This is a genomic window from Gordonia jacobaea, assembly GCF_965344965.1.
Classification (GTDB): Bacteria; Actinomycetota; Actinomycetes; order Mycobacteriales; family Mycobacteriaceae; genus Gordonia; species Gordonia jacobaea.
The window spans coordinates 221,883-233,137 of the sequence record NZ_CBDRLS010000004.1 but is presented as its reverse complement, the minus strand read 5'-3'; the positions used below and the strand labels follow the sequence as shown (position 1 = coordinate 233,137).

Genomic DNA, 11,255 nt, shown 5'->3' with positions numbered 1-11,255 from the left:
CTGCCGCACCTCACAGCGCGATCGTGGCATTCACTGTACTGTCCTCGCGCGGGCGCCATCGGATCCCATGGTCCCGGTACGTCTTCGTGGCACACGGGGCAGTATTGACAGCCATGACCGACGAGCACACCGACCGCGGCCAGTTCTCCCCCGACGATCTCGGCCGCGCACTGCACGACATACTCGATCACGTCGAACTCGGCGGATGGGGTCAGCCGCCGCAGTTGTTCGCTCTGGTGCCGACGAGTCTGATCGCCGAGCAGAATCCGGGCCTGGTCGCCGAGGACGACGATTCCGCGCTTAGTCCCGTAGCGCAGGAGCCACTCGAGGTCTCCGCGGGCGACGAACCGTACGCACAGCTCGAAGAGTTCTTGGCGACGGCGACGTGGAGCCCGCCGGTGGAAGGCGTGGCGCTGGTTCTGGAGATCGTCGTGTTGCCGCCGGATGCCGAAGGCGACCTCGACTCCGCATTCGAACCACTCCTCGCCGATCCCGCCGCGAGCGAGTCCGCAGCGCGCGCCGCGGCCCGCAAACATCCGTCGGCCCGCACAGCACGCCTGGCCGTCGGCGCTCTGCGCGGTGGAAAAACGCTGTCGCTGATGCGGTTACAGCCCGCCCCCGACGACGATCCCGACGCGCCGATGGAATTGCTCACGCATCCAGAATTGGCGTCGACGCTGCAGTCGGCGTTGGCTGCCACGCTCGACGACCGCGAGGCGCAGGGGTAGAACTCAGCGGGGTCGACCCCCGATCAGCAGTGGGGTGCGTCCTTGCCCGCGCGTACGTCGTCGAGCGCCGAGAGTGCGGAGTCGAGCGAGTTGACCTTGACCAGTTGCAAGCCGTCGGGAGCGTCGGACTTGGCCTCGGTGCAGTTGCGTTCCGGCACCAGGAATACGGTGGCTCCTGCCTCACGGGCGGCGAGGGTCTTGTGTGTGATCCCGCCGATGGGGCCAACTGTGCCGTCGTCGGTGATCGTCCCGGTGCCCGCGATGAACTTGCCGCCGGTCAGCTCCCCGGGCGAGAGGCGATCGATCACCGCGAGCGTCAGCATCAGACCCGCCGACGGTCCGCCGATGTCGCCGACGTTGTAGGAGATCTTCAGGTTGGGGTCAGCGTTGACCACATCCGGGGTGAGTCCGATGTAGGCGACGTCGTTGTCGTCGGGACGAGCGGCCGCGGTGACCGTCACGGTTTGTTTGGTACCCGCGCGATCGATCTCGATCGGGATCTGCGCACCCGGCTTCTGTTTGCGTACGGCCGACTGCACGTCCTCCGAGGTCGAGACCGCTGCCCCACCGACCGACAGGATCTGATCGCCCTGCCGAAGCACCTTCGACGACGGTCCGTCTGCGGCGACGGAGTCGACGATCAGCTTGGTCGGACGGTCGAGGTGGCGCAGCGCAGCTGCGGTCGCGGTGCTCTCCGACCCGGTCATCTGCTGCTGGTTCTGTTCCTGAACCTGCTGCGTCGTCTGGTCGGGCGGGAAGATCTGCTCACGGGGCTGCACGGTGTAGCGGCCCGAGACCCACAGACGGATCGAGTCGAACAGGGTGAGGCCGTCGCTGACCGACACCGTCGTGAGGTTGAGGTTTCCGTCCGTCGGGTCGACGGGGGTACCGGTGATGTCGACGACGGGCTTGTCGTCGAGCTTGCCCAGCGTGTTGACGGTCGGACCTGGTCCGAGGGCGACGAAGGGCACCTGCACCGTTGTGCCGACGACGATGAGAATGAGTAGGAGCAGCGTCGTCACTGCGATGGTGGCGATTCGGCGGGAATGCTGCCGCACCATCGTTGCGGGACCTGTCATTCCGCCCACCATAATCGACGCCGCGAGCGGGATATGCAGGCAGGCGTGAGCGGGCGCGCTTGAGTCGACGTCGCGCAGCGTCGAAGATCATTGAGCGAACTACGCTCAAGGCGAACGGCTCGCAGGTCACCCACGGTCGACTCGGACGGTACCGTGGAACCCATGAGTGATTTGCCCTTCGGTTTCTCCCCGTCCGGCGACGGTGACGACAACAACCGCGACAAGAACCGCGACGACAAGGGCAGTGGTGCGTCCGGCGGCGCCTCTGGCGGCGGTGATTCCGCACAGAATCCGTTCGGCTTCGCGCTCGGCGGTGAGTCCCTCGACCCTGCAGCACTCGGCCAGGTGTTCAGCCAGCTCGGGAGCATGCTCAGCGGGATGGGTTCCGGAACCTTCGGATTCGGCGGTCAGGGCAAGGGATCGGGGCCGGTCAACTACGACCTCGCGTCGAATCTCGCCCGCCAGCAGATCGGGAACTTCACCCCTGTGCTCGAGCGGGAGACGAACGCCGTCACCGACGCTGTGCGTCTCGCCGACGTCTGGCTCGACGACGCGACCACACTTCCCAGTGGCGTCAGCAAGTCTGTCGCGTGGACGCCGGTGCAGTGGCTCGAAGAAACCATGCCGACGTGGAAGCGCCTCTGCGACCCCGTCGCCCAACAGCTTTCGCGTACCTGGGAGCAGAATTTGCCTCCCGAGGCAGCGCAGTTCGCTGGTCCGATGATGGGCATGCTGACCCAGATGAGCGGCATGGCCTTCGGCACCCAGCTCGGGCAGGGACTCGGCCAACTGGCCAAGGAGGTTCTCACCTCCACCGATATCGGTCTGCCCCTCGCACCCGAGGGTGAGGCCGTGCTGCTCCCCGAGGCGATCGCGGCGTTCGCCGAAGGACTCGAGCAGCCGGCACAGGAGATCGTCGTCTTCCTCGCCGCACGTGAGGCTGCACATCTGCGCCTCTTCACGCATGTGCCGTGGCTGCGTCAGCGTCTCTTCGCGACGGTCGAGGAGTACGCGCGTGGCATCACCGTCGATTTCAGCGGCATCACCGACCTCACCGCGAACATCGATCCGGCGCAACTGTTCTCCGATCCGTCGAAGCTCGAGGAGCTGATGAGTTCGTCGGCGTCGTTCGAGCCGACGACAACTCCCGAGCAGAAGGCTGCGCTGAGCAGGCTTGAGACTCTGCTCGCCCTCGTCGAGGGTTGGGTGGAACAGGTTGTGTCACAAGCACTTTCTGATCGAATCCCGAGCACGGCCGCGCTCACCGAGACCATGCGTCGACGTCGCGCCTCCGGCGGCCCGGCCGAGCAGACGTTCGCGACGCTCGTCGGACTCGAGCTGCGTCCCCGCAAGGTGCGCGAGGCGTCGGCCCTGTGGCGTCAACTCGCCGAGGCCAGCGACATCAACAATCGCGACGGCGTCTGGGCGCATCCCGATCTGATGCCCGACGCCGACGACCTCGACAATCCCGCGGGCTTCATCGACCGCGTCATCGGCGGGGACGTGGGCGGCATCGACGAGGCGATCGCCGAGCTGGAACGCACGCTCGCCGAGGAGGCAGCGAAAGACTCCGGCGACGAGCCCGAGTCCGAGTCCGGCGATGACAAGAAGGACGACGGCAACGCCTGACGTGCTCGACATCTGTGCATGAAGTCCTGCGCGCGGCGTCGGCTGTGGATAACGTCGCGCTCCTCGGCACGCGCCCCGATTCTGCTGGCAGAGTTGCCGCATGGCGCGACGTGCACGTGAACTGCTGACATCGACGGCGGCCGCCCCTCAGTCGATTGCAGTTGAGTCGGATGAGTCTCTGCCGGTTGTCATTCCGGGCACCGTCGTGGTGATCCGACCGGGAAATCGGCTGCAGATCGGTAGTGGCCCCGACAGCGGCATCGTGGTCGAACTCGACCGCGAGGTGTCGGCGCGGCAGCTCGCGAACCTACTCGTGAAGCTTGAGAGTCCACAGCGAATGTCCGACGTCGCGACCGATCTCGCCGCGACAGGCCTGACGCCCGACGACCTGTCCACCCTGCTCGAACATCTGGTCGCGGCGGGCCGTGCGTTGCAGGGACTCGCGGCGTCGCCTCGGCGTATCGACGACCGGCTGCGTCGTATCCGCGTCCACGGCTCGGGGCCGTTGGGCTCGCATCTCGCGACGTCCCTGGCCGACTCGGGTTTCTCCGTCACGCGGTCGAGCGGACGGCCGTCGCCCGAGCATCCGGTGTCGGGGTGGCCGACGGATCTGGTGGTGCTCACCGACTATCTCGTGCACGACACGATGCTCGTCTCCGGCCTCATGGACGCGGGACGGCCTCATCTTCAGGTGCGGATGCGTGACGGGGTCGGGATCGTCGGACCGTTGGTGCTGCCGGGACTCACGAGCTGCCTGTCGTGCATCGACCTGCATCGCGCTGACCGTGACCCCGAATGGCCGATCGTCGCGGCGCAGTTGGTGCGGGTCGCCGGCCACGGCCGGCCCGCCACGGTTCGGGCGACCGCCGCCCTCGCCCATGAGCACATCGAGCAACTGTCCGTGGCGATCTGCGCACCCCTGGGCGCGCGACCACCCGAGCTGTTCGGGCGCACCGTCGAACTTCATTCCGAGCCGACGACGAGGATCGTCACCAAAACGTGGGTTCCGCATCCGTTGTGCCGGTGCCAATACGACGTTGCCGCCGGGTGATGGGGCCTGATGGCTGAGGCCGATCCTCAGGTCGGTCCTCTATCCTGTGATGGGGAAAGGACACCATGACCGACATCACACGCGGGCAGCATCGTCGCAACGCACGGTTGGCGACGCTACCCATCGGTATGGCAGGTCGAGCGGCCGCCGGCTTCGGCAAACGGATGGTCGGAAAAGACAAGGACGAGGTCAACCAGGAGCTCCTGGAGAAGGCCGCCGATCAGTTGTTCTCGGTGCTCGGTGAGCTCAAGGGCGGCGCGATGAAGGTCGGCCAGGCCATGTCGATCATGGAGGCCGCGATTCCCGACGAGTTCGGCGAACCCTTCCGTGAAGCACTCACCAAACTGCAGGCAGAGGCTCCCCCGCTACCCGCGACGAAGGTCCACAAGGTTCTCGACCAGCAACTCGGCACCAAGTGGCGTCAGCGTTTCCGCGAATTCTCCGACGAGCCCGCGGCGTCGGCGAGCATCGGTCAGGTCCACAAGGGCGTCTGGTCCGACGGCCGCGAAGTGGCCGTCAAGGTGCAGTATCCCGGCGCCGACCACGCGTTGAAGGCCGACCTCAAGACGCTGTCGAGGATGTCGGGACTGCTGCAGAAACTCTCGCCCGGGACCGACGTCAAGGCGATGATGGACGAACTCATCGACCGCACCGAGGCCGAGCTCGACTATCTCGGCGAGGCCGACAACCAGCGCGCCTTCGCGAAGGCATTCGACGGCGACTCCGATTTCGTCATCCCGAAGGTCATCGCGAGCGCGCCCAAGGTGGTCGTGTCGGAGTGGCTCGACGGCACCCCGCTCTCGAAGATCATCACCTCCGGCGATCAGGCCACCCGCAACGAGGCCGCCGCCCGCATGGCGACGTTCGAGGTGAGCTCGCCGTTCCGCGTGGGACTGCTGCACGGCGATCCGCATCCGGGCAACTTCTTCATTACCGACGACGGTCGCTTCGGCGTACTCGACTTCGGTGCCGTCGGCCACTACCCCAACGGACTACCTCCCGAAACCGGTCCCATCCTGCGGCTCGCTCGTGACAAGCAGTACGACGAGCTGACCGAAGAGATGATCAAGGCAGGCTTCATCCTGCGGTCCCGCGCCGACCGGGTGAGCCCCACCGACATCGAGGCCTACCTGAAGCCTTACGTCGACCCGCTCTACACCGAGTCATTCCACTTCACCCGTAAGTGGCTCCAACGCGCCGCGGGCAAGGCAACCGACGTGCGGGGCGACGTGTACAAGACATCGCGAAACCTCAACGTGCCCAAGCAGTATGTGATGGTGTTCCGTGTCCTCGCGGGCTGCGTGGGCATCGCCTCCCAACTCGACGCCGAGGCCCCCTACCGGGCAATCATGGAGAAGTGGGTGCCGGGGCTCGCCGACTGAGTTTTCCGTGTGTCCGAATTGTCGTACCCACCCTGTAGCGTTGTTGTCAGATCGAACACACAAGCGATCACCGACATAACGGCGCAAAGGGGGTGGCCATGACCGACATCATCGACGACCACGCCCCGACCTCACCGTCCCCTCCCTCACCGCTCTCGTTCACCTCCACCGACCTCGACACGATCGGTCACCTGTCCGGCGTCGAACTCAACGAGGTCGCCCGCACCACCCAACGCCTCGCACGCCAAGCCGAAGCACGCACCGCGCTCCTGGCCTACCGCATCGGCGAATCGATCGCCGACGACATGCTCGTCGTCGCCGCCACCCGCCCGCACACTCACCACGCCGTCGACAAAGCAGCGATCGCCGAAATCTCGTTGCAACTCGGCATCTCCCGATCACTGGCCCGCCGCTACGCCGTACTCGGCGCCCACCTCACCGACCTCCCCGACACCGCCACCGCATTCCTCGACGGCCACATCCGGTTGTCCCGCATCGAAATCGTCGCCGACCAACTGTCGGTACTCGACTCGTCGCTGCGGGCGAATGCCGAACCCCTCGCGCTGGAACTCGCGCGACGCACCTCCGCCGACTCCACCCTGCGCGATCAACTCGCCGAGCTGGTCATCGCCCTCGACCCCGACGCCGCCACCGACGCCCGCCACGACTTCGCCGAGCGCAACCAAAACATCCACATCCGACCCGACACACACGGACACGTCACCCTCGACGGCTGCCTACCCGCCGAACAAGGCCTCCACCTCGCCCAGCGCATCTCCACACTCATCGACGAACGACTCTGTTCTGACGACCCACGCCCACAAGGCCGACGCCGCGTCGCCGCCCTCGCCGACATCCAGGGCCTGCCCGGCGCCCACCTCACCTGCCACTGCGGCAACCCCGACTGTCCCGCCACACCATCCGACACTGAAACAGATTGCGACGCAGCACCGTTCGACGAGGCCGACGTCGAAGTGGCCGCTGACGGCGCGACGTGCGATGAGCGCAATACCGAAGAGCCGACAGCCGAGCCCGCGCAACAGACGGCATTGGAAGTGCTCATCGACCCTGCCGGGGTCGAGGTTCCCCGGCTCGTCGGCTTCGGAGCAATCGACCCCGCCCACGCAGCCGAACTCGCGGCAGGCGTGATCGCACGACCCGTCGCGTTCCCCGACCTCACCGCAGCAAACCTCACCTCACCAGGCCTCACACTCGCCACGATGGCATCGAACCTCGCCGCACAGGGGCTGCCCGACAATCCCGCACCTCCCGCCGACCCCACCGGCCACGGCGGCTACCTGGCCCCACCAGCGTGGGCGCCGCGATACCGAATACCCGACTGGCTACGCGAACAAGTCATCGCTCTACACGGAGTGTGCCGATTCCCCGAATGCGGGAAACCGGCCGAACACGCCGAACTCGACCACCTGGTCAAGTTCAACCACGCCGACCCCCACGCGGGCGGCTGGACCGTGCTGTTCAACCTGGTCCCCCTCTGCGGACCCGACCACCAACGCAAACACCTCGGCATCTGGACACCCACCATGCACACCGACCTCTCCATCACCTGGACCAGCACCCGCACCGGCGAAACCATCACCACCTACCCACGATGACCACCTAGCCGGGGTGACATCGTCTTGTCGCATGAGCCCGATCCGTATGCCAGCCCGATCCGTATGACAACCTGGGCCCATTTCGGGGGTCAACGTCATACAGATCACCGGACGCTCGAGCAGCACCCCAACACTGCACGCGGGCGACGTCTGTGTGCCGGTCGATCCGTCGACGTTGGCCGAACGACTGAACGCAGCGGGCTTCACCGACGTCGAGGTCGAGACGAACGAGTGGGCGGTCCGCTTCCGCGCGCGTCCCTGACGGTGACCCACGCACCAGGTCGCAGTCACCGAGAACGCAACGCGGCCCCCGCCATCTGCGACGTCGTCTGTCGCATGAGGCGGGGGCCGCGTGGGTCGTGTCCGTCCATGTCAGGCTGCGGTCTTGCGCGGGCGGCCGCGGGGGCGCTTGCGCGCGATCACGGCACCACGCTCGAAGATCTCGCCGCCCCAGACGCCCCAGGGCTCGGCGCGGTCAAGCGCGGCCTGCAGGCACTGCGCCCGCAGCGGGCAGTCGGCGCACATCGCCTTGGCGCGCTCGAGGTCACGAGGGTCTTCGGCGAACCACAGGTCGGCGTCGGCTTCCTGACACGGAAGGGTCGATGCGCTCAGTGCCGGTGAGGCACTCAGCGCGTTCCCGGCAGCGACCTCGCAGTCCGCCGAGATACAGGACTCCAGAACACATTCGACGGTCATCTGGTACTCCACATCTGTTCGAGGTTGGTCATCGTCTGTGGCGATGGCCCTCGGCCTCGACGTGATGGGAGTCGCCGATCCACTGGTGTGGTGGTTCGGTGATCCGTCACGAGAAAGGCCACGGGTCGCCTTGTGCGATTCACCCGTGGCCGTTGTGGCTGTCGAAACCCTCCTACGTGGAGAGGTCCCGAGTCAGTACGGGGAACCGCTGCATCGCTCGCTTCGCTGCGGCAGTGCTCGCTACCGGTGCTGCCGGTAGGAAACCGGTGGCACCGAGACGCGGTGCGGGCTGCAGGTCTGCAGCACGCCAGGCGTGGTCACTGACGGCACATGCGCGCGGCGCATGGTGCGTGATGCGATGAGCATCTGGCATCGCTGCGATCGGTTCGAAGAACACAGCAGATGCCGCGTCGTCGACGATCGTGTTCGCAATCACGATTGCGTTGGCGATTCCGTTCACTGATCCACTCCTTTCGGTCTCGATGGTTTCGCGAGGGGTCGTGGCACACATGAGCGTGCCGGTGACCTTCCCGTGCTGACGCGAACCAGACTATGCGGTTCGCTGTAGAGCACACAACCTATTTTTGACCTGCGGTTTTGACGAGTTCGATGACCTCTTCGCCGTACTCGTTGAGCTTGGCGGCACCGATACCCGAGATCGACACCAGCGCAGCCGAATCCGTCGGCCGTTGCTCTGCGATCGCGAGCAATGTCTTGTCGGAGAAGACGACAAAGGCTGGAACCTTCTTCGAGTCCGCTCGGGTACGACGCCACTCCTTGAGTGCCACGAGCAGACCTTCGTCGAGATCCGAGGGACAGTCGGCGCACCGGCCGAGCAGAGTTGCCGTCGAATCGAGCAGCCGCGAACCGCACACCCGGCACGTCGGTCCCCTACGAGGTGCCCTCTTCGACGTCGGCGCGATACGCGATGCGGGCGAGTCGTCGGGCACGAGGTCGGCGAGGAATCGCGAACGACGCCGCGCACGACCACCTTCGTTCCGTGCTGTCGCCCACGAGATGTGCAGATGTTCGCGGGCTCGGGTGACGCCGACGTAGAAGAGTCGACGCTCCTCCTCGACGTCGTCGAACGATCCCTTGATTGCCTGGCTGATCGGCAGCGATCCCTCGGTCAGTCCGACCAGGAACACAGCGTCCCATTCCAATCCCTTCGCCGCGTGCAGCGACGAGAGCGTGACGCCCTGGACAGTCGGTGGGTGCCGAGCCTGCGACCGTGCATCGAGTTCTGTGACCAGTTCGGCCAAAGTGAGTGCGGGATTGTCGGCAAGCATGTCGTCGGCAAGCCCGGACAGAGCACGCAACGACTGCCAGCGGGCCTTCGCCTGCGCACCCGTCGGCTCGTCGTCGGACATGCCGAGTTCGCCGAGGACCGAGCGCACGACAGTGACGAGTTCGACATCGTCGCGGATGCCCCGCTGCGCCACGAGCGAGAGCTGCCGCATGGCCTGGCGGACCTCGGCCCTGGTGAAGAACGCCTCGCCACCACGCACCTGGTACGGGATACCCGCCTGGGTGAGCGCCTGCTCGTGATTCTCCGACTGCGCGTTGATCCGGTAGAGAATCGCGATCTCGGAGGCGGGTACACCCGAGTTCATCAGACGCTTGATGGCCGACGCGACGGCCGACGCCTCGCTCGGCTCGTCGTTGTATTCGGCGAACTCGGGTTCTGGTCCTGCGTCGCGCTGTCCGATCAGTTGCAGTCTCGTCCCGGCGATCCGTCCGCGTGCAGCCCCGATCACCCGGTTGGCGAGGCTGACCACCTGCGGCGTCGACCGATAGTCACGTTCGAGGCGCACGAGCGCGGCGTCGGGAAACCGGCGACCGAAATCCAGGAGGTACTTCGGCGTGGCACCGGTGAACGTGTAGATCGTTTGGTTGGCGTCGCCGACGACGGTCAGGTCGTCACGGGGACCGAGCCAGGCGTCGAGCAGACCCTGCTGCACCGGCGTCACGTCCTGGTACTCGTCGACGACGAAACACCGGTAGCGCGAACGGAATTCGTCGGCGAGACCGGCGTCGGACTCGATGATCGTCGTCATGTAGATGAGGAGGTCGTCGAAGTCGAGGAGGCGGTCGCCGTCGGGTGAGACCTTGGCGTCCTCGTAGGCGGCAAACGCTTTGGCCACCTGCGCGGCGGGCGCGGGCGTCTCCCTGGTGACGCGCGTGACGGCGGCGACGTAGTCCTCAGGTCCGATGAGCGACGCCTTGGCCCACTCGATCTCCGACATCAGATCGCGCACGGTATCGGTGGAACTGTCGAGTCCGGCTTTACGTGCCGCACGTCCGACAAGTGGGAACTTGTTGTCGAGCAGCTCCCACGAGGCACTGCCGAACGCCCGTGGCCAGAAGTAGCGGAGCTGACGCATCGCTGCAGCGTGGAATGTCTGCGCCAACACGCTGGGGCCGTCGGCGCCGACGCCGAGCGACCTCAGTCGGCCGCGCATCTCCCCCGCAGCCCGAGCCGTGAAGGTCACAGCGAGCACCTGACCGGGATTGACCTGCCCCTGATCGATCAGATACGCGATGCGCCGCGTGATGGTGCGCGTCTTGCCGGTCCCCGCACCCGCCAGCACACACACCGGACCGCGCGGCGCGAGGACTGCGGCCCGCTGCTCGGGGTCGAGTCCGTCGAGGATGCTGCGGTCACGTGCGGCGCGGGGCGGTGAGGGGCTGTCGGACACGGGTTCCACTATGGCACCCCGATACGACGCCGACGCGAGCCCGTTCACCGCTGTCCACAAGCGCGTCGGGAACACGCGCCGACGAGTTCGTGTTGTGGATGCCATGAGCGAGACATCTGAGAATCAGACCCCCGCCGCGCTGACCATGTACACCACATCGTGGTGCGGCTACTGCGCACGACTCAAGACGGCCCTGCGCAGCTCAGGCCTTGAGTGGACCGAGATCGACATCGAGCGCAACCCCGACGCCGCCGAGTTCGTCGGCAGCGTCAACGGTGGCAACCATGTTGTCCCGACGGTCCAGTACGCCGACGGCACGACCGCCACGAATCCGTCGATCACCGACGTCAAGAAGAAGCTCGGCGTCTGAGACAG

At 66.2% G+C, this 11,255-nt stretch carries 10 protein-coding genes; 6 read left to right on the top strand and 4 right to left on the bottom strand.

All coding sequences use genetic code 11. The annotated features are described in order from the left end of the window. Positions 1–113 precede the first annotated feature (113 nt). Entirely contained in the window at positions 114–728 is a 615-nt protein-coding gene (locus tag ACRVY7_RS15155) for a PPA1309 family protein (RefSeq protein ID WP_431817651.1), read from the top strand. Positions 729–751: 23 nt separating this feature from the next. On the opposite strand, the gene ACRVY7_RS15150 is transcribed toward ACRVY7_RS15155, so the two are convergent. Then, complete coding sequence (locus ACRVY7_RS15150; RefSeq protein WP_431817872.1) at positions 752–1,789, bottom strand: YlbL family protein; 1,038 nt, start codon at positions 1,787–1,789, stop codon at positions 752–754. Between the two features lie 180 nt (positions 1,790–1,969). On the opposite strand from ACRVY7_RS15150, the gene ACRVY7_RS15145 reads away from it, so the two are divergent. From ACRVY7_RS15145 to ACRVY7_RS15130, 4 genes are all read left to right on the top strand, one after another. Then, positions 1,970–3,436, top strand: a complete 1,467-nt coding sequence (locus ACRVY7_RS15145; protein WP_431817650.1) for a zinc-dependent metalloprotease — start codon at positions 1,970–1,972, stop codon at positions 3,434–3,436. Between the two features lie 100 nt (positions 3,437–3,536). After that, positions 3,537–4,487, top strand: a complete 951-nt coding sequence (locus ACRVY7_RS15140) for a hypothetical protein (protein ID WP_431817649.1) — start codon at positions 3,537–3,539, stop codon at positions 4,485–4,487. A 65-nt stretch (positions 4,488–4,552) separates the two neighbouring features. Then, entirely contained in the window at positions 4,553–5,869 is a 1,317-nt protein-coding gene (locus ACRVY7_RS15135) for an ABC1 kinase family protein (protein WP_049698981.1), read from the top strand. A 98-nt stretch (positions 5,870–5,967) separates the two neighbouring features. Then, positions 5,968–7,485: an HNH endonuclease signature motif containing protein gene (locus tag ACRVY7_RS15130; protein WP_431817648.1), complete on the top strand. Its 1,518-nt coding sequence runs from the start codon at positions 5,968–5,970 to the stop codon at positions 7,483–7,485. 372 nt (positions 7,486–7,857) lie between these two features. Here the strand turns inward: ACRVY7_RS15130 and ACRVY7_RS15125 are convergent, their stop codons facing one another. The 3 genes from ACRVY7_RS15125 to ACRVY7_RS15115 all read right to left on the bottom strand — a co-directional run bounded on the left by ACRVY7_RS15125 (position 7,858) and on the right by ACRVY7_RS15115 (position 10,985). Continuing rightward, complete coding sequence (locus tag ACRVY7_RS15125) at positions 7,858–8,181, bottom strand: WhiB family transcriptional regulator (protein ID WP_431817647.1); 324 nt, start codon at positions 8,179–8,181, stop codon at positions 7,858–7,860. A gap of 172 nt (positions 8,182–8,353) precedes the next feature. Continuing rightward, positions 8,354–8,641 carry a hypothetical protein gene (locus tag ACRVY7_RS15120; RefSeq protein WP_431817646.1) on the bottom strand — a complete coding sequence of 96 codons (288 nt, stop codon included), beginning with the start codon at positions 8,639–8,641 and terminating at the stop codon, positions 8,354–8,356. A gap of 118 nt (positions 8,642–8,759) precedes the next feature. Beyond that, positions 8,760–10,985, bottom strand: coding sequence for an ATP-dependent DNA helicase UvrD2 (locus ACRVY7_RS15115; protein ID WP_431817645.1), 2,226 nt, complete (start codon positions 10,983–10,985; stop codon positions 8,760–8,762). On the opposite strand from ACRVY7_RS15115, the gene ACRVY7_RS15110 reads away from it, so the two are divergent. After that, positions 10,984–11,250 (top strand): mycoredoxin, encoded by a 267-nt coding sequence (locus ACRVY7_RS15110; RefSeq protein WP_049698979.1) that lies wholly within the window; start codon positions 10,984–10,986, stop codon positions 11,248–11,250. The genes ACRVY7_RS15115 and ACRVY7_RS15110 overlap by 2 nt on opposite strands. Positions 11,251–11,255: the final 5 nt, after the last annotated feature.